The following is a 24,600-nucleotide window of genomic DNA, read 5'->3' as shown; positions in this document are numbered from 1 at the left end:
CCGGTGAACGTCGCAAAACTACAGCAAGTGTTCACATCGTAGCACCCTGCATGGCTCCGGCGCGGTTCCGCCGGCTGGCCGCCTGTGCGGGCAAGGCCCCACGAAGCGGTTTCCCGGCGTGCTGGCGCTAAGCGGGCACAGTCGGCGCCGTGAAGCGGCGTAGCGCATCAGGAAGGCGCATACTGGGGCGATCAGGCCGTCAGCCCGCCCGATGCCTCGTCTTGGTCCAGCCCCCGCCAATCTGGAGATCAGTCTCGCTGACACCGCGTCGCCCAGCGAGAGGACCACCATTGGTTGAGCAGACGTTCGCACGCGCGTCCACGGCGAAGGGAAGCGAATTCGCCGAGTTGCTGCGAAAGGTGCGGGAGGCAGGGCTGCTTGAGCGGCGCCCTGGGTATTACTCGGCCAAGATCGCCATCACCACGGCGCTGCTTGCTGCCGCGGCCGCCGTGTTCGTCGTGTTGGGCGACACCTGGTGGCAGCTGGCCACCGCGGCATTCCTCGCGGTCGTCTTCGCGCAGATCGGATTCGTCGGCCACGACGCCGGGCACCGGCAGATCGTGCGCCGCGGCCGGGCCAGCGACGCGCTGGGGATCCTGCACGCCAACGCATTGATCGGGTTGAGTTACGGCTGGTGGGTGGACAAGCACAATCGGCATCACGCGCATCCCAACGAGGTCGGGCGCGATCCGGACGTCGGCGCGGGCGCGCTGGTGTTCACCGCCGGCCAGGCGTCCGCCCGCCAGCGACGGCTCGGCCGCCTGGCCGCCCGGTATCAGGCCTGGTTCTTCTTTCCGCTGCTCACGCTCGAGGCGCTCAACCTGCACGCCGGAAGCATCAGGGCTCTGCTGCACAGGCGCGACCGGGTCGGGCTGCTGGAGATCGGGCTGCTGGTCCTGCACATCGCCGCATACGTGACCGCGCTCGCATTGCTGCTCTCCGCCGGTCGCGCGCTGGCGTTCGCCGCCGTGAACCAGGCGGTCTTCGGCCTCTACCTGGGGTGTGCGTTCGCGCCCAACCACAAGGGCATGCCCGGGCCGGCCGACGAAGACGCCGCGGACTTCCTGCGCCGCCAGGTGCTCAGCTCGCGCAACGTGCACGGCGGGCCGGTCACCGACTGGATCCTCGGGGGCTTGAACTACCAGATCGAGCACCATCTGTTTCCCAGCATGCCGCGCGCCAACCTCAAGCGTGCTCAGCCGCTGGTTCGCGCTTACTGCGCGGAGCGCGGTATCGCGTACCGAGAGTGCAGTGCGCTGGACTCCTACCGCCAGGCTTTGCGGCATCTCGGGAGCGTCGGCGCGGCCGTGGAACTGTGATCGAGGATCCGGCGCGCCCATGGCGCCCGGCTGGACCGCAGGTGGTCTCGGCGCGACGACGCGTCAGCCGCGGGTGCCGTCGCGCGGCGGCTCGTCGCGATCCGCCAGAGCATTCTCGACGGTGTCGTACGCGGGAAGTGGCTGCGTCAGCTTCGCGATGCGGATGATCCGTTTTATCGGTGTTCTGGTGCCCGCCAGTCGCACCCAACCGCCGCGCAGTGCCGCCCGTCGGGCGGCCTGCTCAAGGGTTCTCAATCCCGGCGCGTCACAGAACAGCAGCTCGGTCAGGTCGGCCACGATGCGCGTGTGTCCTGCGGAGATCAACGCGGACAGCTGGAAGGCGAGCGGCTCGGCGTCGGCTATGTCCAACTCGCCGGCGAGGACGACGAGAGTGTGGTCGGGTTGAGTTCGGACACTCACCCGCAGCCAGACGGTTTCCTGCCAGCGCACTTCCGGCTTGAGGCGTCCGCCCATCCGCGGCGGTTGCGAGTGTCTTTCAGCTGACCCGATCGTATGGAGCAACATTGCCGGCTCCGGTCTGTCTCACGCTCGACAAGGGCGACACCGAAGTCCGGATCGACGCCTGTCACTCTACTCGCACATCGCGATGACGCAGAGAAGTCAGCAGATTGATCTTTTCTTCGCGGGCACGCGGCCGGCTGGAGTCGAGTGACGGCGTCGCCCTCTGTGGCAAGGCGCTACAACGGTTCCAGCGAGAGCTGGTAGGCCTCGCGCCGCGATTTTCACCTCCCCCGTGACTGCCGGACTTTCAGCCATGCAGTCGGCACTGGGCCCATTCGCCCGTGTTCCTGTCGAGCTGCGGCCGTTTCCACGTTCGGAGTCTTCATGGCGGCTCGCCGCCCCATTCAACCCACCGCTCAATCCACTGCTCGATCTATCGCATCGACGGCCGCTTTCGCCGAGGCCGGTCTGCCCGAGGCGCTGACCGATCTGCTTTCCGCGAGCGGTATCACCGTCCCGTTCCCGATCCAGGCCGCGACCCTGCCCGATGCGCTGGCCGGGCGTGATGTGCTCGGCCGTGGCCGCACCGGGTCCGGCAAGACCCTCGGCTTCCTGCTGCCGGTGCTCACCCGGCTCGCGGCGGCGCCGCGCAAGCGGCGCCCGAGCCGGCCGCGTGCGGTGATCCTCGCGCCGACCCGGGAGCTGGCGACGCAGATCCACGACGCCGCCGGGCCCATCGCGGCCGCGCTGGGCCTGCGGGCGAGCGTGGTCTTCGGCGGGGTGTCCGCCCGTCCGCAGATCTCCGCGCTGCGCTCCGGCCTCGACCTGATGATCGCCTGCCCGGGTCGGCGCGGCCAAGGCCTCCCAGTACTTCCGCGGCCGCGGCCGCTGACCCGCTCTCGCCCGCTACTCGTGCCCGAACACGTGCGGGGTGTCGCTGCTCGTGGCGGGCTCTCGGAGCCCGCCACGAGCGCGCCCTGAGAGAGCGATGCTCACAGCTCGTAACAATCGACCTGTAGAATGGTGACTACGCCGCATCGCGTGGCGAAAACCCTCTCGCTCGTGCGAGAAGATCGGCGGTCCCCGTGGACGCCCTGCTATCAACCGACAATTCTCATCCAAGCCGGGACGGCAGCCGACGGTGGCCCGGCGAATCCAGGCTCGTCCTCCCGCCGACGCCGGCTGCTCGGACAGTGGAGAACCGGGCCCAGCTCGTCGCGCGGCGGCGCGCAGCCCAGCACGCGTGGCGCGCCGCGCGCGAACGCATGGAACGGGCCGCGCAATACCTGCGGGAGGCACTGAGCGCGCCGCACTCTTCGGCCGCCACCACGGCCCGGCAACGCATGGAGCACGCGCAGCGCGGAGAGCGGCAAGCCCGTACGTCGTACTACCGCGTGGCCGAGGAGACCGGAGCGCTGCTGAGCGGGCTCGAGCGCACGAACGCCGAGCGCGTCTGACGAACTCGCACGTCTTCCCGCACCCGCCCACCCCACCACTTCGATGGACTTGCGTGGACTTCTTCGTTCGATACGGAACCAGCTGGCAGACCACCACAACGGTGCGTACGCCGACCAGGCGGACCCTGCGCAAGGGCCACGCCGTCCGCGTGGCGAGCGCGGGCACCACTTCCCTGTGCGGCAGACTTCGTCTGCCCGCCGACATAGACGACCGCGATCACGATTTCGCCCAACTGGCGGCCGCTGCCAGGTGTGCGGTCTGCGCGGGACTGGCGGCCGCGTTCAAGCGCTGAGTGCGGCCCACGTGCTTGTGCCGTACAACGGACGTGGTACGAGCGAAAGGCGGCTGGAGCGGTGCGCTGGGACTCTGAGCGGGCGCAAAGCCGAGCCGCGTTGTGAGTGGGCACGGAATGACACCGGTGACGTTCATCGCCAAGCCGATCGGCAGATCAGCGAGCGACGCGGCACGGTACGGCGTCGACACGCCACCACCTTACGGAACCTCACGGGAACAAGGCCAGAACACGCTGTCACCCGCGCCCGGAATAGTGGGAGATCTTGAGCCGAGTCGATCAGGCGAGCTCTGGGCGGTGGGATGGACTGGGCCTCAGCCGTTCTGAGTACTCCGTCGTTGATCCAGGCGGCGTAAAACGTCGTGAGCTGCTTCGAAAAGATCCGCGGTGTTTCGAGACGCGAACCTCGGATATCACGCTGAAGTTGAGGGTGCTGATCGTTTGACGCATCATCAGACGTCCACTCGTCCGGCGGGATTCATGGCCACCGCGGTGAAGGACCGGCACTTCCCGACGCGACTCGTAACAGTTCGAGCCGCTTCACGCCCTTGACCCACCGTCAGGAACCGTTGGAGCACGCTCGGAGCATCCAAGCGCGGATGGTAGGCCGACCTGCGGGCTCAAGCCGACTCGCCGCACGAGGACGTTTCTGACCAGGGCGTTCACCGTCGAGTCGTGACCGAAATGTCCCTGCGGGTCAGCACCATGCAGAGTGGTCCGCGTTTGCGCAGGTCCGCGCTTGCCGCAGCGCACTCTTAGCACTCTGGCGTTCCCGGATGGGCCCGTTCGTCACATTCCGAGCCGTATGCGAGCTCGCACTCGAAGGCTTATTCAGCTGTGGTCTGTACGAAGGAGCGGATTACAGGAACCGTGGGCTTTGCAGTAACACGGACGGGACGAACCCTCGCTGGCACAATATGGCGATGCCCATTCGGCCGATCTCGCCCCTCCGGGCTGCGGCCGCGACGGTTGGCATCAGTACGGGCACGACGCTCGCCGTTGCCGGGCCGGACGCGCTCGTCAGAGCTGGTGCGACACTCATCGCGCATGCGGGCGTGATTCTTATCTGCGCCGCCGTGCTGCTCGTGGCGGGCAGCGCCGTGCGAAGTGGGCGGCGCTTGCTGCCGGTGGTCCTGGCCGTGGCCGGGTTGCTGCTGGTTCTGGCCGAGGACGCAGTCCTGTGGCACCGTTACGGGTGGCCGGCGCTAGGCTCACTGCTCGTCGCGGGAGGAGTGCGGATCATGGTGGCCACCCCGGCGCCGTCGCACCCCTCCCGGCGCGACGCCGACACCTTGCGCCGGGTGTTCGCCGGCCCCTTTCGGGACGGCGCCTTCAGGGCAGCCGACGCGGCTCAAACACCCAGGCACATCTCGGTCGTCGCCTGTTTCGGGAAGGCGACTGTCGATCTGCGCGATGCGGCGGTACCGCGCACTGCGCTGGTCGAGGTGTTCATTACCGGGTGCCGCGCCTCAGTGGACATCATCGTTCCGGACTCATGGCCCATAGCGGCGGGCAGGGTCACCTTGACTCGTCGGGTACAGATGCGGGGGCACCTCGACTTGGCCGTGCCCGTCGAGGATCCCAACGCGGACTTCGGGAAGTTGACGGAGTTGGTCACCCGGAAGGCCACGGCGCAGGGTGAGGGCGCTGCCGTGCTCGTCCACGTCGTGGGGTTCGCCAGCTCAGTCTTCGTGGGCGACGCGAGCGCGCACGAGCAGCAGCGCTCTTCCTCCCCGCCGTGATCTCAGGGGCCGCTCGGCGCCCCGGACTGGGACGCGGACCGCGCTTCGGTCGCGCTCTGCTCAGAACCCTCATGCTCATAGGCGTCCCAAGCCGCGGGCGGGAGCAGGGACATCGGATCCTCTTCTAGAAAGCGGGAGAGCTCCTCGTTGGCGTCGCGCTCCTCCTCGAGGTTTCCGGGCAGTCGCAGATGCAGGGCTTTGAGCATGTCGAAGCGATGCAGATCGTATGCGGTGGCGAGCGCGAGACCGTAGGCACGGGCCGCGACTCGTGCGCCGCGATAGCAGAGTCCGGCGAGTGCGCAGAACATCGGTGAAATCAGGCTCCACCCGTCCAACCGTGCGAGCAGCGGGCCGGTGACGGTTGCTTCGAAGCCGAAGATGAAGAAGTACATTGACGAGTTGTCGATGACCGCGAGTCGCGCCGCGATCGCGCGGTCGACCGGGTCGGACAGGTGCGGGCGCAGTCGCGGATAGGTGATGACGGTCTTGAGTCCGTAGCGCTCGCCGGCGGTGGTCTCGGCCCGCCGAAGGTGATTGCCCAGCAGCGTCGGCAGGATCCAGGCGCTCTGGCCGGGATATCGGGCGACGACACGGATGCCGCGTCGTTTGATCCGGTCGGCGGCGGCGGCCCGTGCCGCGAAGGCAGCCACCTCCTCGAACTCGCTGCTCTGCGCCTTCGCGGCGGATGCGCGCCTGCGCGCGTCGTTTACGCTCCAGATGCGCCTGTGCCGCTCGATGGCGAGCGCGGCGGGCAGGCCGCGCAGCAGGGCGCCAGTCCAGTAGCCCTCCAGGAACTGCACCACCGATACCTGAAACGGGCGCAACAGGAACGCTCCGACGGCGATCCCGAGAACGAGTAGGACGTAGCCGATGGGGCCGGCCGAGGTGGTGGTGTGCACAATGGATGCGATTCCGGGGCTGACGGTTGATGGACGCGCTCCGCCCTGCGCTATCGGCTTCGCCCACGGGTAGAGGTGCGATGCGATAAGCGCGTACAGCGACAGCACGATGGTCGCGCTCGGCAGCAGGCTGGCGATGTACACGCCGCGCCCGATCTCAGTGACGCTCTCCTTCGCGACCTGGCTGACATTGCTCACTGCGCGGGCTCCACATGCACGGTCATCGGCTCGTGGTGCGTCGCACAGTTCGGCGGTTGAGCAGGGTTGTACTCACCGCGCGGAATCGGTTCTGAGGCGCAGTCCGCGAACTTCGCGCACGCGAAATACTTCCCCCGCTTCTTCGCGTCGAGCCTGAAGCGGTTCACCGGCACGTTCGGCGCCTGCCAGCCTCTTGTTCTATCGTCCTCGGCCGTCATCTCGGCCCGCTCAAGGCTGTGGAGCGGCGACGCGCAAATAACCTCGCAGCCGCGTGTGCTGCGCCTTGCTGCTCCTGCTCCCTCCCATGACGGCAGTATGCCCACGCTCACCCGCCAGCGGAAGTGGACGACGCGGTCAGGCTTTCGGAGCGGGCCCCACCGAATGAGTGCACTGAGTTGATCGGGTGTCTTGGTGCCCTCGAGGGGTATCTAGCGGATTGCGAACGGTCTTGTTCCGTGCGTGCGTGCCGACGATGGACGGCCGTGCCCATGCAGAGGAGCAAATGTGAAGCGGGGCGGCCTTCCGCGCCGGCGTCTGGTCCGCTTGTGGCGCGTGGCGGAGCCGTTTGCTGCCAGCACTCTGCTGGCCTTCGGCGGGGTGTCCGCACTGGTGCAGTTCGTCGGCGAGCTGTATCCGCACACGCTTCGCGCGCCCGGACTGATCAGCCTGGCCACGGCCGTGGTCTGCCTCGCCTGGTCAGCATGGCGCAATAGGCCAGTCAAAGAAATCGCTCATCGCTTTCACCATCCGGCGACTGCGGTGCGGCTGCGTGTAGGCGACCTCTTCGAGCAGGACGCGCATCTCGTCGTGGGCTTCTCCGATACCTTCGATACGGCATTGGCCGGGTCTCGGGTGATCAGTCCCGCGAGCGTGCAAGGGCAATTACTTGAGCGCGTCTACGGAGGCGACGTCGCGAAGCTCGACCGCGAACTTACGGTGGCGTTGCACGGTCGGCAGCCGATCCTGATGGAGCGGCGGGGTACCAAGCCAGTGGGCAAACTCAAGCGGTATCCCATCGGCACGGTGGCCGTCCTCGGCACGAAGTCCCGGCTGCTGTTCGCCGTGGCGTACAGCAGCATGGGATCAGACGGTACGGCCAGTTCAAGTGCCGACCTGCTTTGGCAGGGGCTGAACGGCCTGTGGGACGCGGTGTACAGCCATGCTGAACGCGGGTCGGTGGCGATGCCGCTGATCGGCTCCGGCCTGGCGCGCGTCGACTCCCTCGATCGGGAGGCGCTGATCAGACTCATCCTCATCTCCTACATCGCCGCGTCGCGTTCGCGGGTCGTCAGCCGCGAGCTGCGAATCGTGATCAGCCCGGCCGACGCCGGAGCGTTGAACCTGAGAGAGATCAGGGCGTTTCTCCGCTCGCTAGACACTATTGGTCATGCGCACTAACCGGTCCGGTCGGGCACCGCAGGCGGAGAACTCATTCGGCGTTCCGGCCGAGAGCGTCAAGCCCGGCGAATCGCGCGGGATCGAGCCAGTCGGTTCCTGAGTCGTCGACCGCGCAGCCGGCGAACCTGAGCCGGTTGGCAACCTTCCGAATCGAGGCGGTGGATCCGTCGAACCGGATGACGTTGAGGCCACCGATGTCCGACGGGCGGCGCATCGACCCGATCTCGACGATCACCGTGCGCGACGGATAGGCCATGAGGGCCAGCCCCAGTTCGATGAAGACGTTGGGTCGCGCCTGGCAGCTGAGCTGCGCCTCGTGCGGGTCGCGTTCCTCGTTCAACAACCGTGGATGCAGCCTGACGACATCGTCCGGGGTGAGGATGACGAGTGCGGCGCGCGTCGTCGACGCCGCGAGCGTGATCACCTCGCCGAGGAAGGGCGTGGCCTTGCCGGTCCGCCCTACGAGGGCCTCCCACTCCAGCGGCCGCAGGTCGAGGCTGTGTAAGAGCGCGAAGACGGCTTGGCGTGCGGCCTCGTCCTGACCGTGGATGACGAACACGTCGCGGCTGGAAGGCGTGGCCGGTAACGGCGATCCGGATGACTCCTCCGGCGTCGGGCTGCTCAGTGGCGCGCCGTCTTGCGGCAGCCTCCCCACCCGGTTGTTGTTGCCGGCCACGGCATAGTCCGCACCCGCGATGTTGTTGGAGTCGCCGTGGACCGAGATGTGCTGACCAGGGGACGGGGTCGCTGCCATCAGTTGGCTCCTGAGGATTGCTGGGCCGTCATCGTGTTGCCGTTGCCGGCTTGGGAGTTCGCCGCGGCCGCTACGTTGTTGTTGCTACCGATGATCACGTAGCTGTTGAGTACTTGGCCGACTTGCCGCTCGAACTGGTGCGTGGCGATGCCGTGCTCCTTGAGGAAGGTCTCGGTCACTGCGAACACGCGCTGTTCCATGACCTGGATGATCCTGACCCCGTCCTCAGCCTGGTGCAGATCGTTCTTGGTGTCTACCGAGTACCGTTCGCGCAGAGTGACTTTCTCGGACGGGTCATCGTCGAATGCGAACATCGGTTCTGGTTGCGGTTTCTCGTGCTTGAGGCGCGCGGCGAGTTTCGCCATGCAGGCGTGTGCACCGCGTATGGCAAGCCAGAATTCACGGACGGCGAGCGCTGAACTGAGGACCAAGTGCGTCGGCAGATCGCGCTGCCTTATCGTGTCGGCCACGCGCAGTTCGGGCGCGATCGGGCCGAGGACGTAGGGCAGCACGACCAGGCGGAGGAATCTGCCCTCCAGCGCTACCGAGACGAAGATGGTTCCAACCACTTCTCCGCCCCAACTGGTGGCCTGGGCGCGTACGTACACGCGCGCTGCGCTGCCAGAGGGCGGTTTCATGAGCATGCCGCGCAGCCCCATCGAGTCGATCTGGCGCGAGTCGTCGCAGGCCAGGTCGAGCGGCCGGGCCACCACCTCGTCGACGTGCAGATCGGGCAGTGCATGGGAATTCGGGTCTGCAATGCCCTGCGCGCGGACGTGCCTGGCGATGAAGTGCGTCAGATCCGGCGCGGAGAACCGCTGTACCGCCTTGCCCTTCTCGGGCTCGTCGATCGGAACGGTCAGGGTGTGTTTGCCGCGATCGTCGCCTACCCCGACGATGCGGGCGCGCTCGTATACGACGACGTTTTCCTGCGACGCGCACTTCGCCGCTGCAAGTCCGGAGCGCAGAAGCCTGCGGCGCAGCCGGTTTGCCGGTGCTCTGCCAAGCGAGCGCGGAACCCGCCGGATCTGAAACCACGACACGACGGCATCGGTGAAATAGACAACCAAACAACAGGCCAAGGCGACCAGCGGCGTCAACAGGGATCTGGTTTCACCGCCACCGTTAGCGATCGCGCCGACGACGGCGACAGCGCACAACACGAGCAGCCCGACGAGATGTCGGCGATGGCGTTGGCGGTGGCCGCGCGAGCGTTTCCATAGCCAGGGAAGCGTCACCGGCGATGTGCCGAGCAACAGCCAGACGACGGTGCCGAATGGTGCGAGGACGGCGCAGCACAGCAAAAGCCCGCATAGCGCGATGTCGCGTATGCATGCCTGACGCCTTCCGATGTGTGCGTGGCGAACCACCTGAGCAACATCGACCGCGGTCATCTGATCAAGCAAGGCGTCATCACTCAAGGCTAGGCGGCAGAACCTCTTACCAACGACGAGTTCTGCTTTCTTACGCTCGCCGAAACGCCTCGGCTTGTCGGTGATTTCGCGAGGGATCATCGATCGGCGCAGGTATGGCGCGCTGCACAGGAAACGCGTGGAGGCGCTGACGTCCGTCTGCGGTGCTTCAGGTCTGGCCGTGCCGGTGGTGGTTCTTTCCATGACGCTAGTCATCTGCTGCTCCCAGCCCCCGGCCCAACGGCGTGGATCGAGTCTCGTTCGGACACAGCAGGCCTCTGAGAGGCGAGCAGGGCGGTGTGACCTGCCGCTGTGGCTGCGTCCATGGGACGCTGGCCGCCGCTTACGACGCAATGCGGGTTCTGATGACTGAACGCTGATGAATTGATGCCGATCTGCTGATCAGGCACAATCCTTTCGTGGTCGCAGTGGAGCTTCGCGTGATGGATCGCGCGGAGCTGATCCGCGGCTTGCACCGCCGGCATCTGGAGCCGCGGGCGATGGCAGTGCTCATCCGGCTGGCCATGGATGTCGGCAGGACGGTCAGGTCAAGCGAGCTGATTTCCGAGGTACTTCGAGCCGTCAGCCACGATCCGGTGAGCCGTCCCGGGCGTAACGACGAACTCCACCTCTACAAGTGCATTTCCATGATCCGGACCGCACTTGATCCCGACCGGCGGGGCAGGCTCTCGACGCTCCTGACCATCGACTCCGGTCCGAATCCGGGCTACCGGCTGAACCTCGACCCCGATGCCATCGATGTCTGGCGCTTCGAACGCCTCGTACTGGATTCGCTCGGCCTGGGCCCGCTGCGGGCTATCCCGCAGCTACAGGAGGCGCTGACCCTGTGGGGCCAGCGACCCCTCGTCGACGTCGAGCACCTGCCGTGGGCCCGTCCCTGGATCGACCGGCTCAGAGAGTTACGCGACCAGGCGTCGCTTCGTCTTATCCGCTACCAGCGAGACTCCGGCCGGTACGATCGCGCACTCGCGTTGGCCCATTCTTTTGCCGCCGAGCATCCCGGGGATCCTGCGGCGCGCGCCCTGGCAGCGGAGCTGACCGCCGTCAGCGGCTCCTCGGACAGGCGGAACCGAAGGTACGCCACAGGTTTCCACCATGGGGAAGTCACCATCCGGATCGGCGACCTGCTGGAGCAGGACGACGCGCATTTGGTCGTCGGATTCGGAGATACCTTTGAGACGAACATTGCGGGCAACCTCATCGTGAGCCGATCCAGCCTCAACGGCCAACTGGTGGAGCGGTTCTACGGCGGTGACGGGCGCAGGCTGGGAAAGCAGATCGCTGCGGCGCTGCGCGGCACCCCAAGCACCGTGGAAAACCGCTCCGCAAAGCCGCACGGCAACCGCCGTCGCTACCCGAACGGCACGGTGGCCGTGTTGAACCAAGCCGACCGTCACATCTTCGCGCTCGCATACAGCACTGTGACCGGAGACAATCGGGCGACTTCGAGCCCTGAGCAACTGCGCGAAGCCCTCCTCCGCCTTTGGCCGACCGTCGAAAGGTACGGCCAACGCCGACCAGTCGCGCTCGGCATCCTGGGTAGCGGGCTGTCCCGTGTCGACGAAATGGAGCGCCCGGCCTTGATTGGCCTTATCGTCAACACTTATCTGGCCCATCACTCGCGCACCAGGATCACGGACGAACTGCGGATCGTCGTCCACCCGAAGGACGCCGCCAGCCTAGACGTCGCAGCTATCGAGGAAGCCATCACCCAAGCCATCGCCGCCGCGCACGGCGTGCGACAAATATGAGAAGCCTCAACCAGGGCTTCAAGGTGCTGAGGCTGGGCCGTTCTCGAAGTCAGGTGGCGAACCGGAGGACGAGCGAGACCTCGGATTCGGCGAGGTAGTAATGGCCGTCGAAGTATTCGACGTGGACGATGCGGTTGACCGTGTTGCCCGCGGCGTCGGTCGAGGAGTTGATGAACATGTAGCCGCCGCTACCGGAGGTGACGGTGCGGAAGTTGCCGCCGATGAAGTCCCCGGCCAGTTCCAGCGCCTCGGTCATCGAGATGGGGCCAGTGGGCCAGCCACGCCGATCACATTGAGAAAGTTCACGACCGGCAGCGGCAGATCATTGATCGCCATGTCACACCCCCGAGACAGCGCCTCGTTACCCGCTTCGCACCGCACGGTACCAGAACACGCACGTCAGCGGCACCGGCAATGCGGAAGCCTGGGGCACTTCCCTGCACGGCAGCCGTTCGCCGCGTGGAGTGCGGGTGCACTGCGCACGCGGCGAACGGCGGGTCCGCTCAGCTAGCTTGTGGCAGCGGCGAAATTGACGAACCGCGGGCCGTAGTAGACCGGGGCGTCAAGGTTCGTATAGGCGGCCATCAGCTCGTACTCGTCGGGGTAGAGCTGCTCGAGACGCCGCACCGCATCCTCCGGGACTTGGTGCCTCATGATGTTGAAGCATGAGGTGACCCGCATCTCGTTCATCTGGATGACGGCCTCGCCCAGGCTGGGCCAGGACTGCTCCGGCACCCCGTTCCACGCGTCGTCGAGGGCTGTCATCATCGCCGTGTACGCCGAGTCGAAGCCCTTGAGCGCCTGGCTGACCTCCGCCGCGTTCGGGTCGAGTTCCAGGATCGCGGCGTATCCGTCCCCGGGCACGGCGAGCGTGTTGATGACCACCGGCCAGGCGATCGGCTCGCCCTGGAAGTAAGAGCTCTCCGTCTCCGGGGTGATCGGCTGCGACGCGACCGGTGGCAGGTAGCGGGCGCCGTAACGCAGCTCTGCGAAGCGTGCGTAGTGCGAGATCTCGTTCTGGGAGTCCGCGCCGGCTTCCAGGGTTCCGGCCGCCGCGCCCTCGCCCTGGCCGCTGATCATGTCCAGGCTGGCGAGGAAGTCCTCGACCGCCCGGTCCGCGCCCTTCGGCGTGAAGGTGCGGTAGCCGAGGTTCCCGCCAACCTGGTTGGCCGGGCCGCCGCGCGCGACGGCCTTGCGGATCGCGTCCGCGTTGTCCAGCACCGCCTGCCGGATGACCTGGTAGAAGCCGCCGATCGTGGCGTACGCCGGGTCGCGCAGCTCCGGCGGCAGCATCGACTCCGGCGCCTCGATCCGCATGAAGGTCTCCAGCTGGCGCGGCGAGAGCGGGGCGAGCACCGCGGTCAGGTCCGGGGCCACCTTCCCCGGCAGGCCGGCCGACGGGAAGCCGGGGTCCAGGTCCTTGATCCTCGGCGAGCCGCCGAGCGCGGCGAGCATGTTGCACGCCGCCGCCATGTGCAGCATCTCCTCCATCAGGACACTGCGGATGGTGTTGTAGGACGGGTAGTTCTGCACCTCGAGCGAGTACATCGCGGCGCAGTACAAGGGCATCGTCGAGTGCTCAAGCGCGATCGCGGTCTGCAGCGCGCCGCGGATCCAGTTGACGTCCCGCAGGTAGCGCGGCGTGACGGCCTTGGATCCGGTGCGGGCCCGCGACGTTCCCGTGTCGCGCACCGGGGCTTGCAGGGTCGGCATCGTGTCCCTCCCTTCTGACGGTGACGGTTCTGCTCCCGCCGGCCCGGCCCGCTAGGCCGCGGCGGGCTCGGGCAGCAGCATCGCCTGGAAGTAGTCCTGGAAGCTCTCCTCCAGGTCGGCGTGCTGGTAGAACTCAGGGCCCTGCTCGTCGAAGATCGCGTCGCCGATGCCGCTGAGGGTGTCGAACATCATCGACACGATCGTGCCGACCTCCCGGCCAAGGTAGTGCGCGACCAGCGCGACCGCGGAGCCGTTGACGCCGTACGAGCCGGTGGCGGTCCAGATGCGCTCCTCGGGGTTGCCGATCCACATCCGCCGGCCGACCGGCACGTTGATGCCCTCGGCGCGCAGCCCGCGGGCGACCGCGGCGACGCAGGTGACCGGGGCGCCGCCGAGGATGTCGGCCCGCGCGAGCACACCCACGCCGGAGCAGTTCGCGGCGATGACCTTGCCCTCCTCGTGGTGCCTGCGGATGAGCTTGAGCACCCGGTCGTCGGTGGCCAGGGCGCCGGAGCCGACGCCGCCGGGGACGTAGAAGACGTCGTAGAGCCGGTCGTCGTCGAGCGCGGCGTCCGGGATCACCTGGGTGCCCATCTGCATGGTGACCACGCCGGGGTTCAAGCTCACCAGCTTGACGTCCAGCTTCGACGGGGCGACCTCGCGCTGCCACGGGGCGATCGCGCCCGAGACCACCATGGACGCGCCTTTGAAGATCTCCAGCGGGGTGATCGTGTCCTGCTCACTGCACTTCTCGTAGGCGAGCACTGCGATCGACTCGATGTTCGTCATGTCGGTGCCTTCCTCGGGTTAGGGCTGATCGGAAAGTGAATTCGTAAGCTGAGTTGATCTCGCGGATTGAGGGAGCTGATACGTGGCGCGGTGCCGCGGCGCGGCGGCCGGTGCGACGGCGACCGCCGCGCCGCGGCTGATTCGGGCGGCTCAGTTCCCGCCTACCCCGCCGGGGTAGCGGCCGGTGCGCACCCACTCGTCGATGGGTCCGCGGTCGGCGGTGTCGACGTACTCGATGCGGGTGCCCAGCACCGGGTCCACCGCGGTGATGAGGGCGAACGGCACCGCGCCGGGGCCGGAGCGGAACGCGGCGTCGATGCCGATGCCCTGCTCCTGCAGCCGCTCAAGCCGCCCGCGCATGTCCGGCTCCCAGACCCCGTAGTAGAGGATCTTGCCCGCGTGCTCCGCGGAGGTGATGCCGGAGCCCGCGGCCTGGATCAGCTCGTAGTAAGGCGGCGCGGTGCGCGAGAAGACCGCGACCAGCTCGGCCGGGTGCGGATCCGGGTCCTCGAGGCGCGGGATCTGGAACACGGCAGGCTCGGTGAATTCGATGCCGAACACGTCCGAGTACCTGGCCACCGCCTTCTCCAGGTCCGGGACCACGATCCCGGTGTGGAAGAACGACGGGTCCGCCGGCGGCGCTGGCAGCAGCTCACGATAGGTGGTCACCTTCGGCGGCTCTTCGAGGCAGTCGAGCAGCTTGGGAATGAACTCACGCAGATAAGGGGTCTGCTTGTGGGCGTCCAACGCCGCCTCGTCGCGGTACTGCTCGATCACCAGGCGGCGGCGTCCCGAGGACTCGGTGCGCACGTAGTCGAACCGCAGGCAGCCGGGCTCATGCTCGGCGATGTCGGCGGCCAGCCGCGCCATCAGCGCGTCGAGCTCCTCCTCCTTGCCGGGCTTGACCAGCTGGGTGGCGGTCGCGGTGATCATCGCGACTCCCGCGCGGCGGCGAGCTGACGCACCGCCAGCTCGGCGACGCGGGCGGCCGAGGCCGGGTTCTGGCCGGTGACCAGGCGCCCGTCGGCGACCGCGTGCGGGGTGAAGTTCGGCGCCTTCGTGTGCTTGGCGCCGCGCTCCACCAGCGCCGTCTCCAGCAGGAACGGCACCGTCTCGGCCAGGCCCACCGCGGCCTCCTCCTCGTCCGTGAACGAGGAGACCTCGCGGCCCTCGACCAGGTACGAGCCGTCGCTGAGCCGGAGGTTGACCAGGGCGGCCGGGCCGTGGCAGACCGCGGCCACCACGCCGCCGCGCTCGTAGATCGCGGCGGCGAGGCCGGTCAGTTCGGCGTTGTCGGGGAAGTCCCACATGGTGCCGTGGCCCCCGGCGAAGAAGATGACGTCGTAGTCCTCGGCGCGCAGCTCCTCGGGCCGCGGGGTCGCGGCGAGCGCGGCCTGGTTGGCCGGGTCGGCGAGGTACTGCGCGACGACGGTGTCGTCGGGCTTGACGCCGTCCTGCGGCGGCCGGCCGCCCTGCACCGAGACGTAGGCGATGTCGAAGCCCTCGCGGCGGAAGACGACGGCGGGGTGCGCGACCTCGGGGACGTAGAAGCCCGTGCTGCGTCCGGTGTCGCCGAGCTCGCCGTGACTGGTCAGCGCGAACAGAACTGTGTTGGCCATGATGGCTCCTGGGTGAGTTGAGACGGGGTGGGATGAGACTTGGTACTGCGGCCGTGGCGGGTGCCGGACGGCCGGCGTGGTTGAAGCGGTGTGCTTGGTTTGAGAGGTCGTGCTGCCGGCCCGCGCAGCGCCGCGCCGGGCACGGACGGTCAGGCGGCCAGGTCGGCTAGGTCCGGCAGGCGCAGCCGCGGCAGACCGGCGCGCTTCGCCTCCGCCTCGTGTTCCGGGGTGTGATAGCCCCAGGTCGCCCAGAGTGCGCGGGCGCCGGTGCCGGCGACCTGGACCGCGTTGGTCAGGTTGTCGTCGATGAAGGTGCATTCGGCGGCGCTCACGCCGTACCGCGCGGCCAGGGTTCGTACCGCATCGGCCTTGCGCGAGGACTCGCCGATGACCTCCGCCACTGTGTCGTCGACCTTGTGGTGGCGCAGGATCCGCCACACCGAGTCCGCGTCCTTGGCCGTGACGATGCACACTTTTCCGGCGTGCCTGCGCAGCAAGCCGTCGACCCCGGGATACAGCGTGTGCAGTCCGGTCCAGTACTCGGGTTCCTCGTCGCGGCAGCGGGCGCGCGCCGCGGACGCCTGGGCGGTGAATTCGGCCACGAACACGTCGGCGATGCTGCGGTAGAGCCGGTCGAATCCGGCCTGGCTGGTCAGATACGCCGCCATCGGCCGGTGCGCCGTGACGAAGTGGTCCAGCGTGCGGGCGTAGTCGCGGATCGTGCGGAACCGCTCCAGGAACCCGCGCGGCATCGCCGGGGCGTACGCGCTGACCGGCGCGCTCGGCGCGGGCGGATGCACACCGAGCCAGGTGACCAGGGCGCATTCGGTCAGCGCGTCGCAGATCACCCCGTCGAAGTCCAGGATGAGCATGGCGGTTGCCCTTTCAGCGGTTGCCTTTCAACGGGAGCCCGGCGGCGGGCGCGGGCGGACGGCCGCGGTGAACCGGAGGGGGAGCGGATCCGTCCGCCCGCACCACGCCACGCCGTGACAGGTGCCTTAGGTCAGGCGGCGACAGGTTCGGCGATCTCGGCCGCGTGCGCGGCGGCGCGCGCCTCGACGGTGGCGAACACCGCCTGCATGAAGCGGCCCACGTAGCCGTAGTAGGAGCAGGTGATGATGTTCTCGTCCACCACCACGTCCTTCTCGTGCACCGTGGCCCCGGCGTTGATCACGTCATCGCGCAGCCCGATGTAGGCGCAGGCCTGACGGCCCTTCAGCACCCCGGCGCTGATCATGATCCAGGGGCCGTGGCACAGCCCCGCGACGACCTTGCCGGCGCGGTCCATGCCGGCCACGAAGTCGAGCACCCGGCGGTCCTGGCGCACCCGGTCCGGAGCCTCGTGGCCGCCGGTGAGGATCACCGCGTCGTACTGCGCGACGTCCAGCCAGTCGAACGAGACCAGCGGCGTGGCGGTCTTGTCCATCGGCAGCGGGACGCCGTACTTGCCGATGACGCCGGAGCCGTCCTTGGTGGCCACGTCGACGTTCCAGCCCTCTTCCAGCAGGCGGTAGTAGGTGTAGACGACATCGTGGTCCTGGAAGCCCGGACCGGTGATGATGACGGCGCTGCGGGTCATACTCGTTCGTTCCTCTCCGTGTGTGTGATCTGCGTGATCGGCGGGCGGCCGGGCCGGCCCGCGGTGTCTCAGCCCTCTGCCAGGCTGAGGTAGTACTGGTCCACGGCCGGCCGGCGCGGGTCCTCCCGGCGGGCGGCGAGGATCTGCAGCTCGCCGGCGACCACGCCGGACACGCCGAGCGGGATGTGGAAGAGGTCCTGCTCGCGGCGGCGGTAGAAGATGTCCATCCCGGCGCGGATCTCGAAGCGGAAGCGGCCGTCCGGGCAGCCGGTGCGCAGTCGGGCGCTGGGCAGGTACGGCACCGGCCGCGACGGGGCGGTGTCGTTGAGCTTCGCGTGCTTGCTCTCGTAGCCCTCGCGCTCGCGGTTGTAGCCGTCGCGCAGCCTGATCAGGTCGAACTTGTTGCGCGGCGCCTCGACCTCGACGAGGTGCAGCGGCTCGGTGCCGGTCGAGCGGGTGCCGTGGAACGCACCGGCCCCTATGCGCACCGCGGTGCCTTGCGAGACCGGCAGTTCGCCCGAGAGCGTGTTCATCACGCCTTCGCCGGCGAGGCAGAGCAGGTACGTGACCTTGCGCGGGTGCACGTGGGTCGACGTGCCGTGCCCCGGTCCGATGGACAGGTGCCAGACGTCGAGGAAGTCGTCCGCGAAGACCCGGTACTCGAAGCCCCACGGCTTCGGGATCAGCTCGTTGAGATGGTCGTCCTCGTGTAGGTTCTCGTTGCCGATGCGCTTGCCCGCGCGTACCGCGTCGGTCAACGCGGCGATGTCGCGCGGGCCGGGATCGACCCGTGCGAGCAGTTCCGGTTTATGTGCGACAAGAACGTCAGTCATTTCCAACTCCATTTCCTCGGCTTTTCGAGATTGAGCGCAGAAATGGCAGTCAGCCCGTCGGGTAGGCCATCGTTCTCCCCCGTGGAGCCGACGGCAAGAAAAATACCTGCGTTTCGCTAGAGCCAGCAAATAGAAAAGCGTATACCGGGTATAAGGAATCTAAGTACCCGTTTGCGTTATCATCACCGGGCACCACCCTCCGCAGCGCCGCGGCCGGGCGCAAAGCCCCGCCGCCGCGGCGCGAACCCGATGAAAGTCGTCTGCACCATGGGCACTGACCGACCCCGCGGCCTGATCGCGGTGACCAGCGTGGAGCGGCTGCCCAGCGGGCAGCGGGCGGGGTTCTGGCTGCCGGAGGCGGCCTATCCCTGGCGCGCGATGGTGACCGCCGGGTGGGACTTCGAGTTCGTCACCACCCGCGACGAGGAGCCGGCCCCGGGGGGCATCGACCGCTCCGACCCGCCGCAGCGGATGTTCCTCGAGGATCCCGAGGTGCGGCGCAAGCTCGCGGCCGCGCGCAGCGCCCGGCACTACGATCCGGCGGACTTCCCGCTGGTGTTCGCGGCGGGCGGGCCCGGTGCGATGTGGGACTTTCCCGCGGACGCCCGGCTGTCCGCGCTGCTGGTCGCGATATTCGAGGCCGGCGGCGTCGTCGCGGCGGTCTGCCATGGGGTTGCGGCGCTTGTTAACGCGAACAGCGCCGACGGTGAGGCGTTCGTGTCCGGGCGGCGGATGACCGGGTTCTCCAACCGCGAGGAGGAGGCGATCGGGCTGAGCGCCGCGGTGCCCTTCCTGCTGGAAGACGCACTGGTGCAGCGCGGGGCCAAGTTCGAGGCCGGGGAACCGTTCCGCCCGCACGTGATCACCGACGATCGGCTTGTCACCGGCCAGAATCCGGCTTCCGCCGCCGGAGTCGCGCAGTTCGCGACACAGCTGGCGACCGGCGATCCGCTGCCGCCGAACTGGCTTCGCCGGCCCGCGCCGTGACAAACAACCCCCGGATGTGACTAAATGGAGTCTCCTGACGCCCGTCCGGAGTGAGAGCTCGACGACGAGAGCGAACCCGGTGTACGGGGCCTGATCAGCAGTCAGGGTCCAGATGTCCACACGGGGAGCAGTCACCGATGCAACTGGGCTGGTTACGCACGTTCGTCATCGTCTATCGCACGGGCTCGTTCACTCGCGCCGCCCGCCGGCTGGACCTTTCCCAGCCCGCGGTCACCCAGCAGATCCGCGGATTGGAGCAGGAGCTCGGACGCCCGCTCTTCGAGCGGCACACTCAAGGCGTCAAGCCGACCGCGGCCGCCGAGCAGCTGATCCGCTCGGTACAGGGCCCGGTCGACGCGCTCGACGACGCGGTGCGCCGTCAGTTCGGCCTGGACCGCTCGCAGCGCCCGGTCTATCTCGGCGGCCCGGCCGAGCTGATCACCGCGCGCGTGCTTCCGGCCATCAGTGACCTGATAGCGGACGGGGTGCAGTTCCGCATCGGCCTGGGACTCGCCGACGACCTGCTGTCCGAGCTGGAGGCGGGTCTGTACGACCTCGTGCTGTCCACGGTGCGGCCGCGCCTGCGCGGGATCGAGGCCACCCCGCTGGTCGACGAGGTGTTCGCGCTGATGGGCTCCGCGCAGGTGGCGGAGCAGATTCCGGCCGAGGAGATCGAGCTGCTCGGGCCGGAGGCGTTGGACCGCTTCCCGCTGATCGCCTACGCGGAGTTCCTGCCGATCATCCGGCGCTACTGGCGCTCGGTGTTCGACGTGGGGGCCTCGATCTGCCCCGCGGTGGTGGTGCCGGACCTGCGCGGGGTACTGGCGGCGGTGCGGTCGTCGGCGGGGATCTCGGTGCTGCCAACCTATCTGTGCGCGGAGGAACTCGCCCGCGGCGAGGTGGTTCCGCTGCTGGAGCCCGAGATCCCGCCGATCAACACCTTCTACCTGGCCAACCGCATCGGTGCGCTGGGCCGCGAGCAGATCGCGATGGTGCACGCCCACCTGCGGATGAAGGCCCAGGTCTGGACCTGATCCCGATTCGGGGCCTGATCCTGTTGCTGATCTCGATGCAGGGCCTTGCGGTGCTGCCGCGCCGTCACACCCGTTCCGGCTGCGGCACCGGCCGCGCGGCCTCGGCGCCGGCACGGGCGCTCGCCCGACCGGTGGACGCGATCACGCCGACCGTGACGGCGCACAGCACCGCGAGCGTGACGCCGGCCGCGCGCAGCGAGGGCATCGTGCCGAGCAGCGCCACGCCGAGCGCCGAACCCGCCTGTCGCAGAGCACTGAGCACGCCTTGAGCGGTCGCGGCGTACTGCTGCGGAGCGGTGGTCGAGACGTCCGCGGTGGCCGCCGGGATCGTCAGGGTGCTGCCGATCGCCAGCGCGATCTCGGCGAGCAGGATCAGCGCGTACGGCGCGTGCACCCCGGCGAGGGCGAGCACGGCGCCGCACACGGTGTCCGCGGCGAGGCCGATCAGGATGATGCGGCGCGCGCCGACCCGTCCGACGATCCGGCCCACCACGATCGGCATGACGGCCATCGGCAGCGTCGCGGGCAGGAACTCGACCCCGGTGAGCAGCGGTGCCAGCCCGCGCTGATTGACCAGCCACTGGGTGAGGGTGAACAGGACGCCGTAGAACGCGAGGCTGGCCACCGCACCGGCCAGCAGGTCGGCGCGCACCCGCGGCAGGCTGAGCAGCGCGGGCGGCAGCACCGGCGCGGACGCCTTGCGCTCCCACCACGCGAGTGCGGCGAAGGCGACGAGGGCCACGGCTGCCGCGGTGATCGGCGCCGGGCGGCCCCAGCCGGAGGTTCCCGCTTCGACGAGCCCGTATGTCAGAGCCGTGAGCCCGACGACGGACAGCGCGAGACCGGTCCAGTCCACCGTGCGCTGCTGCGCGGGCCGTACGGCGGCGAGGCCGCGGGAGGCGACGAAGGCGATCAGCGCGATCGGCGGGTTGACCAGGAACACCAGCCGCCACCCGCCGGCCGAGACCAGTGCGCCGCCCACGATCGGGCCGCAGATCAGGCCGATGCTGGAGACCGCGGCCCAGGTCCCGACCGCGCGTGAGCGGCGGGCGGGTTCCGGGAACAGGCCGGCCAGCAGGGCCAGGGACGCGGGCACCACGCCGGCCGCCGCGACACCCAGCAGCGAGCGCCCGACGATCAGCGATGCGGCGTTGGGTGCCACCGCACACAGCGCGGAGAGGAAGCAGAAAGCGAGCAGCGAGACGCGGTACACGCCGCGGGCGCCCCATCGGTCGGCGGCCCAACCGGCGGCGAGTAGTAGCCCGGCGAACACGACGGTGTACGCGTCGACCACCCATGGCAGGCTGGCCAGCGGGGCGTGCAGGCTGCGGCGCAGGTCGGGCAGCGCGACGTTGAGGATCGATGCGTCGAGCAGGACCAGGAAGTTGCCCAGGATGATCCCGGCGAAGCGGCGGTTGACGCTGGAGGCCGCAGCGGCTCCCCCGCCCGCCGCGGGGCTGTGATCGATTTGTGCAGTCATGGCACCGAGGCTGGCAGGAGGCGCTGGAAAATGGCATAGCAGTCTGCTTATGACCCCGACAACAATCCCGATGGCACCGCGGCGCCCGCCCAATCGTTATTTCTTATCTCGGGATTTCACGGAGGGGAATTCCGGATGAAGGACATTTCCCGGATCGGCGTTCGTGCGGAAGGCGTTTCCGTGGACGGTTGTGCGGACGGCGTTTTCGCGGGCCGTGTCTCCGCGGGTGGCCGAGACCAGGTGGTCGAGGAATGCGCGGGTCGCGGGACTGACCGGGCCGCGGCGCGGCAGGATGCAGCCGATCGGCGGATGCGCCGGCGCGTCGGCCAGGCGGTGGATGTCGATCGGCGGGCCCGCCGCGACGGCCGCGGACTCGGCCAGCAGCGCGACGCCCAGGCCGGCCGCGACCAGCTCACGCACGCCTGCCGGGGTGTCGGCCTCGAAATCGATGCGCGGCACGTAGCCCGCCTGCGCGGCGGCCGCGGTGAGCAGCGCGCGCAGACCGGTGCCCTGGGGAAGGCACACGAACGGCTCGTCGCGTAGATCCGCGAGACTCAGGTCGCCGGCAGGATCAGCGTTCTTCGACCCCGGCCGGGTCGCCGGGGCCGGGCTCGCGCCGATCGGCCTGCCCGGTGGTGCGGCGACTACCAGCCTCTCGTCCGCGAGCTTGCGCACCGGGTGGGTCTCACCGGGTTCGCCGGACTCCCAGAGTTCGCTGTGCATCGGCCCGAGCACGAGGTCGAGTTCGCCGCGGTCGAGGGCGGCGCGCAGCTCGGCGATCAGCCCGGTGCGCAGGGCCAGGGCGACGCCGGGATGGCGCCGATGGAATCCGGCCAGCGTGGCCGGCAGGTCCAGGGTGCCGAGGATCGGAGTCGCACCGACGCGCACCCGCCCGCGCAGCACCGCGGTCAGCTCGCCGACCTCGGTGCGCGCCAGCTGCAGCTGTTCGAGCACTGACCTGACCCGGACCAGGAACAGCTCGCCTGCCTCGGTCAGCGCGACCCGCCGGGTGGTGCGCCGCAGCAGGGGCGTGCCCAGCTCCGCCTCGAGCCGCCGGATCTGCGCGGAGACCGCGGGCTGCGCGACGTGCAGTTGCTCGCCGGCCCTGGAGAAACTCCCGTGCCGCGCCACGGCCTCGAAGTAAACCAGCTGACGCAGCTCCACTCATTCAGAGTACTTCGCTATAAATCGCATCGCAAATGCGCCTTGGACTTATCGATCGCGACTCGTCATCCTGGAATCATGGAACGACGACGACTGGGCACCGACGGCTTGACGACCTCCGCGATCGGCCTTGGCTGCATGGGCTTCTCCCAGGGTTACGGCCCGGCGGATGACGCGGAGTCGCTGCGCGCGATCGACCGCGCACTCGACGCCGGCGTGACGCTGCTGGACACCGCGATGAGCTACGGCCAGGGCCACAACGAGCGGCTGCTTGCCCGCGCGCTCGCCACCCACCGCGACCGGGTCGAGCTCGCCACGAAGTTCGGCATCGTGCGCGGCGAGAACGGGGTGCGCCTCGACGGCCGCCCCGAGCACGTGCGCGAGTACTGCGACGCTTCGCTGTCCCGGCTCGGCACGGACGTCATCGACCTCTACTACTTGCATCGGGCCGATCCGCAGGTTCCGGTGGCCGAGTCGGTCGGCGCGATGGCCGAACTGGTCAAGGAGGGCAAGGTCCGGCACCTCGGCCTGTCCGAGGTGACTGCGCAGCAGCTCGAGGAGGCGGCCGCGGTGCACCCGATCGCCGCGGTGCAATTCGAGTGGTCGCTGCTGTGGCGGCAGCCCGAGGAGGACGTCGTGCCCACGGCGCGCCGGCTCGGTATCGGACTGGTTCCGTACAGCCCCCTCGGGCGCGGGCTGCTCACCGCCACGCTCGGCCGCGACCAGATCGACAGCAGCGACTTCCGCCGATCCGACCCGCGCTTCCACGGCGCGGATCTCGAGCGCAACCTCGCGCAGATCGAGGCGCTGCGCGCGATCGCCGCCGAGTGGGGCGCCACCCCCGGCCAGCTCGCTCTCGCCTGGCTGCTGGCTCAGGGCTCGGACGTCGTCCCGCTGCCCGGCTCGCGCAGCCCCGAGCGCGTGGCCGAGAACGCCGCGGCGGCGCAGTTCGTCCTCACCGAGGCGGACCTGCAACGCATCGAGGCTGCCGCGCCGCGCGAGGCGTGGTCCGGCGACCGTACCTCGTTCGCCGTCCCTGTCACGGCTCGTACGTGAGCGAAGCGATGTCGACCGCTGCGGCGACGTCAGCAGGAGAGGTCTGAGCTCGGGAGCTGGCCGGTGACCAGATATGTGGTGACCGCGGACGTCATGCACGCGTCACCTTGGCCGCTGAGCAACGGGGTATGTACGCGCTCGTTGACGGTGACTAGCCGGGAACCGCGGATGGCGGCGTGGGTGGCCAGCGAGTTGGGCAGGGGCACGGCCGCGTCCAGCGCAGCGGCGGTGATCAGCGCGCCGTGCGCCCGGTTGGCCGACAGCGGGATGGTGTTGTCCCGGTTGACCGGCCAGAAGGCGCACGGCCCGATGTTCGCGTTGGCCGGGCCGTAGACCGGATACAGGCTGCTGTATCGGCCGAGGTCGTCCTGATAGGTGTTTTGCTGACGCGGCCACGTGTTGTCGCCGCAGCGGAACGCCAGATTCACCGCGGTGTGGTTGTCCGCCGGTACGCCTGGTGTGCCGGGCAGCGCGGCCGGGAAGACGTCCAGCGGGACCGGGGGCGGCGAGCCGGCCCGGATGCTCACGAAGTCGATCGCGACGACCGGCCAAAGTTGCTGGAAGTAGGTTGCCAGCACGAGCAGGTAACCCAGGTCTCCAAAGGTCCACGACTGGCCGCCGGCCACGATGGGCTGCGCGT

24 protein-coding genes and 1 pseudogene are annotated in these 24,600 nt (G+C 68.7%); 9 read left to right on the top strand and 16 right to left on the bottom strand.

Features of this window, described 5'->3' with window-relative positions; genetic code table 11:
• Positions 1 to 290: 290 nt before the first annotated feature.
• Positions 291 to 1,319 (top strand): fatty acid desaturase family protein, encoded by a 1,029-nt coding sequence (locus VFB40_RS00445; RefSeq protein WP_324847221.1) that lies wholly within the window; start codon positions 291 to 293, stop codon positions 1,317 to 1,319.
• Between the two features lie 63 nt (positions 1,320 to 1,382).
• Here VFB40_RS00445 and VFB40_RS00440 read toward each other — a convergent pair whose 3' ends face one another.
• Positions 1,383 to 1,793, bottom strand: a complete 411-nt coding sequence (locus tag VFB40_RS00440; RefSeq protein ID WP_324847220.1) for an STAS domain-containing protein — start codon at positions 1,791 to 1,793, stop codon at positions 1,383 to 1,385.
• A 372-nt stretch (positions 1,794 to 2,165) separates the two neighbouring features.
• Between VFB40_RS00440 and VFB40_RS00435 the strand changes: the two are divergent.
• The 3 genes and pseudogenes from VFB40_RS00435 to VFB40_RS00425 form a co-directional block, all read left to right on the top strand.
• Positions 2,166 to 2,630: pseudogene (locus tag VFB40_RS00435) on the top strand (DEAD/DEAH box helicase); the annotation flags it as partial.
• A gap of 344 nt (positions 2,631 to 2,974) precedes the next feature.
• Complete coding sequence (locus VFB40_RS00430) at positions 2,975 to 3,238, top strand: hypothetical protein (protein ID WP_324847218.1); 264 nt, start codon at positions 2,975 to 2,977, stop codon at positions 3,236 to 3,238.
• A 1,216-nt stretch (positions 3,239 to 4,454) separates the two neighbouring features.
• Positions 4,455 to 5,273, top strand: coding sequence for a hypothetical protein (locus tag VFB40_RS00425; protein WP_324847217.1), 819 nt, complete (start codon positions 4,455 to 4,457; stop codon positions 5,271 to 5,273).
• 2 nt (positions 5,274 to 5,275) lie between these two features.
• On the opposite strand, the gene VFB40_RS00420 is transcribed toward VFB40_RS00425, so the two are convergent.
• On the bottom strand, positions 5,276 to 6,370 hold the full coding sequence (locus VFB40_RS00420; RefSeq protein ID WP_324847216.1) for a hypothetical protein: 1,095 nt from the start codon (positions 6,368 to 6,370) through the stop codon (positions 5,276 to 5,278).
• On the bottom strand, positions 6,367 to 6,588 hold the full coding sequence (locus VFB40_RS00415; protein WP_324847215.1) for a hypothetical protein: 222 nt from the start codon (positions 6,586 to 6,588) through the stop codon (positions 6,367 to 6,369). Before VFB40_RS00415 ends, VFB40_RS00420 begins: the two co-directional genes overlap by 4 nt.
• Positions 6,589 to 6,874: 286 nt before the next feature.
• Here VFB40_RS00415 and VFB40_RS00410 point away from each other — a divergent pair, with 286 nt between their 5' ends.
• The gene (locus tag VFB40_RS00410) at positions 6,875 to 7,768 is read left to right on the top strand and encodes a macro domain-containing protein (protein WP_324847214.1); all 894 of its coding nucleotides are present in this window, start codon (positions 6,875 to 6,877) and stop codon (positions 7,766 to 7,768) included.
• 31 nt (positions 7,769 to 7,799) lie between these two features.
• On the opposite strand, the gene VFB40_RS00405 is transcribed toward VFB40_RS00410, so the two are convergent.
• Positions 7,800 to 8,522, bottom strand: coding sequence for a TIR domain-containing protein (locus tag VFB40_RS00405; RefSeq protein ID WP_324847213.1), 723 nt, complete (start codon positions 8,520 to 8,522; stop codon positions 7,800 to 7,802).
• Positions 8,522 to 10,138, bottom strand: a complete 1,617-nt coding sequence (locus tag VFB40_RS00400; RefSeq protein WP_324847212.1) for an AbeC-like domain-containing protein — start codon at positions 10,136 to 10,138, stop codon at positions 8,522 to 8,524. The genes VFB40_RS00405 and VFB40_RS00400 overlap by 1 nt, the downstream gene beginning before the upstream one ends.
• 215 nt (positions 10,139 to 10,353) lie before the next feature.
• Here VFB40_RS00400 and VFB40_RS00395 point away from each other — a divergent pair, with 215 nt between their 5' ends.
• Positions 10,354 to 11,706 (top strand): AfsR/SARP family transcriptional regulator, encoded by a 1,353-nt coding sequence (locus VFB40_RS00395; RefSeq protein ID WP_324847211.1) that lies wholly within the window; start codon positions 10,354 to 10,356, stop codon positions 11,704 to 11,706.
• Between the two features lie 49 nt (positions 11,707 to 11,755).
• On the opposite strand, the gene VFB40_RS00390 is transcribed toward VFB40_RS00395, so the two are convergent.
• The 8 genes from VFB40_RS00390 to VFB40_RS00355 form a co-directional block, all read right to left on the bottom strand.
• Positions 11,756 to 11,962 (bottom strand): hypothetical protein, encoded by a 207-nt coding sequence (locus tag VFB40_RS00390; protein WP_324847210.1) that lies wholly within the window; start codon positions 11,960 to 11,962, stop codon positions 11,756 to 11,758.
• 251 nt (positions 11,963 to 12,213) lie between these two features.
• A complete protein-coding gene (locus VFB40_RS00385; RefSeq protein WP_324847209.1) occupies positions 12,214 to 13,419 on the bottom strand; it encodes a ferritin-like domain-containing protein in 1,206 nt (401 codons plus the stop codon).
• 51 nt (positions 13,420 to 13,470) lie between these two features.
• On the bottom strand, positions 13,471 to 14,208 hold the full coding sequence (locus VFB40_RS00380) for a DJ-1/PfpI family protein (RefSeq protein WP_324847208.1): 738 nt from the start codon (positions 14,206 to 14,208) through the stop codon (positions 13,471 to 13,473).
• Positions 14,209 to 14,358: 150 nt separating this feature from the next.
• Positions 14,359 to 15,141 (bottom strand): antibiotic biosynthesis monooxygenase, encoded by a 783-nt coding sequence (locus tag VFB40_RS00375; RefSeq protein WP_324847207.1) that lies wholly within the window; start codon positions 15,139 to 15,141, stop codon positions 14,359 to 14,361.
• Positions 15,138 to 15,827 carry a type 1 glutamine amidotransferase domain-containing protein gene (locus tag VFB40_RS00370; protein ID WP_324847206.1) on the bottom strand — a complete coding sequence of 230 codons (690 nt, stop codon included), beginning with the start codon at positions 15,825 to 15,827 and terminating at the stop codon, positions 15,138 to 15,140. The genes VFB40_RS00375 and VFB40_RS00370 overlap by 4 nt, the downstream gene beginning before the upstream one ends.
• A gap of 149 nt (positions 15,828 to 15,976) precedes the next feature.
• Positions 15,977 to 16,699, bottom strand: coding sequence for an HAD family hydrolase (locus tag VFB40_RS00365; protein ID WP_324847205.1), 723 nt, complete (start codon positions 16,697 to 16,699; stop codon positions 15,977 to 15,979).
• A 131-nt stretch (positions 16,700 to 16,830) separates the two neighbouring features.
• A complete protein-coding gene (locus tag VFB40_RS00360; RefSeq protein WP_324847204.1) occupies positions 16,831 to 17,406 on the bottom strand; it encodes a type 1 glutamine amidotransferase domain-containing protein in 576 nt (191 codons plus the stop codon).
• 68 nt (positions 17,407 to 17,474) lie between these two features.
• Positions 17,475 to 18,239, bottom strand: a complete 765-nt coding sequence (locus VFB40_RS00355; protein ID WP_324847203.1) for a cupin domain-containing protein — start codon at positions 18,237 to 18,239, stop codon at positions 17,475 to 17,477.
• Between the two features lie 267 nt (positions 18,240 to 18,506).
• Here VFB40_RS00355 and VFB40_RS00350 point away from each other — a divergent pair, with 267 nt between their 5' ends.
• Complete coding sequence (locus tag VFB40_RS00350) at positions 18,507 to 19,226, top strand: type 1 glutamine amidotransferase domain-containing protein (protein ID WP_324847202.1); 720 nt, start codon at positions 18,507 to 18,509, stop codon at positions 19,224 to 19,226.
• Between the two features lie 137 nt (positions 19,227 to 19,363).
• Entirely contained in the window at positions 19,364 to 20,260 is an 897-nt protein-coding gene (locus tag VFB40_RS00345; RefSeq protein ID WP_324847201.1) for a LysR family transcriptional regulator, read from the top strand.
• 64 nt (positions 20,261 to 20,324) lie between these two features.
• Here the strand turns inward: VFB40_RS00345 and VFB40_RS00340 are convergent, their stop codons facing one another.
• A complete protein-coding gene (locus VFB40_RS00340; RefSeq protein WP_324847200.1) occupies positions 20,325 to 21,740 on the bottom strand; it encodes an MFS transporter in 1,416 nt (471 codons plus the stop codon).
• Between the two features lie 96 nt (positions 21,741 to 21,836).
• On the bottom strand, positions 21,837 to 22,904 hold the full coding sequence (locus tag VFB40_RS00335; RefSeq protein ID WP_324847199.1) for a LysR family transcriptional regulator: 1,068 nt from the start codon (positions 22,902 to 22,904) through the stop codon (positions 21,837 to 21,839).
• A gap of 78 nt (positions 22,905 to 22,982) precedes the next feature.
• Here VFB40_RS00335 and VFB40_RS00330 point away from each other — a divergent pair, with 78 nt between their 5' ends.
• A complete protein-coding gene (locus tag VFB40_RS00330; RefSeq protein WP_324847198.1) occupies positions 22,983 to 23,960 on the top strand; it encodes an aldo/keto reductase in 978 nt (325 codons plus the stop codon).
• 29 nt (positions 23,961 to 23,989) lie between these two features.
• On the opposite strand, the gene VFB40_RS00325 is transcribed toward VFB40_RS00330, so the two are convergent.
• A partial coding sequence (locus VFB40_RS00325) for an alpha/beta hydrolase (protein WP_324847197.1) occupies positions 23,990 to 24,600 on the bottom strand: 611 nt, incomplete at its 5' end.

It is taken from the genome of Actinocrinis sp., from assembly GCF_035650855.1.
Lineage (GTDB): Bacteria > Actinomycetota > Actinomycetes > Streptomycetales > Catenulisporaceae > Actinocrinis.
This window is presented reverse-complemented; position numbering and strand designations above follow the sequence as displayed.

What these genes read in the sequence shown, in the direction of transcription:
- VFB40_RS00385 (WP_324847209.1), bottom strand. Translation starts at nt 13,419, where the DNA reads ATGCCGACCCTGCAAGCCCCGGTGCGCGACACGGGAACGTCGCGGGCC.
- VFB40_RS00355 (WP_324847203.1), bottom strand. Translation starts at nt 18,239, where the DNA reads ATGACTGACGTTCTTGTCGCACATAAACCGGAACTGCTCGCACGGGTC.
- VFB40_RS00425 (WP_324847217.1), top strand. Translation starts at nt 4,455, where the DNA reads ATGCCCATTCGGCCGATCTCGCCCCTCCGGGCTGCGGCCGCGACGGTT.
- VFB40_RS00375 (WP_324847207.1), bottom strand. Translation starts at nt 15,141, where the DNA reads ATGATCACCGCGACCGCCACCCAGCTGGTCAAGCCCGGCAAGGAGGAG.
- VFB40_RS00380 (WP_324847208.1), bottom strand. Translation starts at nt 14,208, where the DNA reads ATGACGAACATCGAGTCGATCGCAGTGCTCGCCTACGAGAAGTGCAGT.
- VFB40_RS00340 (WP_324847200.1), bottom strand. Translation starts at nt 21,740, where the DNA reads ATGACTGCACAAATCGATCACAGCCCCGCGGCGGGCGGGGGAGCCGCT.
- VFB40_RS00330 (WP_324847198.1), top strand. Translation starts at nt 22,983, where the DNA reads ATGGAACGACGACGACTGGGCACCGACGGCTTGACGACCTCCGCGATC.
- VFB40_RS00350 (WP_324847202.1), top strand. Translation starts at nt 18,507, where the DNA reads ATGGGCACTGACCGACCCCGCGGCCTGATCGCGGTGACCAGCGTGGAG.
- VFB40_RS00390 (WP_324847210.1), bottom strand. Translation starts at nt 11,962, where the DNA reads ATGACCGAGGCGCTGGAACTGGCCGGGGACTTCATCGGCGGCAACTTC.
- VFB40_RS00360 (WP_324847204.1), bottom strand. Translation starts at nt 17,406, where the DNA reads ATGACCCGCAGCGCCGTCATCATCACCGGTCCGGGCTTCCAGGACCAC.
- VFB40_RS00365 (WP_324847205.1), bottom strand. Translation starts at nt 16,699, where the DNA reads ATGCTCATCCTGGACTTCGACGGGGTGATCTGCGACGCGCTGACCGAA.
- VFB40_RS00400 (WP_324847212.1), bottom strand. Translation starts at nt 10,138, where the DNA reads ATGGAAAGAACCACCACCGGCACGGCCAGACCTGAAGCACCGCAGACG.
- VFB40_RS00415 (WP_324847215.1), bottom strand. Translation starts at nt 6,588, where the DNA reads ATGACGGCCGAGGACGATAGAACAAGAGGCTGGCAGGCGCCGAACGTG.
- VFB40_RS00405 (WP_324847213.1), bottom strand. Translation starts at nt 8,522, where the DNA reads ATGGCAGCGACCCCGTCCCCTGGTCAGCACATCTCGGTCCACGGCGAC.
- VFB40_RS00345 (WP_324847201.1), top strand. Translation starts at nt 19,364, where the DNA reads ATGCAACTGGGCTGGTTACGCACGTTCGTCATCGTCTATCGCACGGGC.
- VFB40_RS00370 (WP_324847206.1), bottom strand. Translation starts at nt 15,827, where the DNA reads ATGGCCAACACAGTTCTGTTCGCGCTGACCAGTCACGGCGAGCTCGGC.
- VFB40_RS00440 (WP_324847220.1), bottom strand. Translation starts at nt 1,793, where the DNA reads ATGGGCGGACGCCTCAAGCCGGAAGTGCGCTGGCAGGAAACCGTCTGG.